Below are 901 nucleotides of genomic sequence, written 5' to 3'. Positions count from 1 at the left end.
CCATCGACATCGCCACCATCAAGATCTGGCTCCGCGACCTCGCCCGCGAAACCTGATCCACAAGACACGGCCTAGTTACCGACGCCGAGGCTCGACATGAACGCCGCCGGGTAACGGTCACCCCGCGCGGCACCCTTCGGCACAGCCGCCTCGATCTCTTCGAGATCCCCGGCCGACAGCTCCACGTCCAGCGCCGGCAACGCCTCGGCCAGTCGCTGCCGGGTACGCGCGCCGACCAGCGGAACGATCGACGGATCCTGCGCCGCCACCCACGCGATCGCCAACTGCGCCACCGTGCACCCCTTCGCGTCCGCGACCCGGCGCAACGCCTCCACCAGAGCCAGGTTGTGCGACGCGTTCTCGGCCAAGAAGCGAGGACTGTGGTTACGCCCATCGGCCGCCCGCCCCGGCACCCAGTTCCCCGAGAGCAGGCCACGGCTCAGCACCCCGTACGCGGTCAGCCCGATGCCCAGCTCCCGCAGCGCCGGCAGCACCTCGGCCTCGACCGCCCGCGACAGCAGCGAATACTCGATCTGAAGATCAGCAACCGGATGAACAGCGTGCGCCCGCCGGACGGTCTCCGCATCAACCTCGGAGAGCCCCACATACCGTACGTAACCGGCGTCGATCAGCTCCTTGATCGCGCCGATCGTGTCCTCGATCGGCACCGACCGGTCGAGCCGGGCCGGCCGGTAGATGTCCACGTAGTCGACGCCGAGCCGGGTCAGCGAGTAGCTCAGGAAGTTCCGCACCGAAGCCGGGCGGGAGTCCTGGCCGGCGAACCGCATGCCCGGCCCCACCTGCTGCCCGAACTTCACACTCAGCAGATATTGACCCGTAAGGCAAATAGTTGATGGTCAGGAGGCGGCGTAGCGGACTTCGGGCTTGCGGAACAAGGATT

1 protein-coding gene is annotated in these 901 nt (G+C 67.7%); it reads right to left on the bottom strand.

The annotated features are described in order from the left end of the window. Positions 1-71: 71 nt before the first annotated feature. Positions 72-818, bottom strand: coding sequence for an aldo/keto reductase (locus ACLQ24_RS29895; RefSeq protein WP_425895080.1), 747 nt, complete (start codon positions 816-818; stop codon positions 72-74). Positions 819-901: the final 83 nt, after the last annotated feature.

It is taken from the genome of Micromonospora sp. DT4, from assembly GCF_049841675.1.
Lineage (GTDB): Bacteria > Actinomycetota > Actinomycetes > Mycobacteriales > Micromonosporaceae > Micromonospora.
Note: the sequence above shows the minus strand (reverse complement) of the source record. Positions and strands in the feature narration are given on the sequence as shown.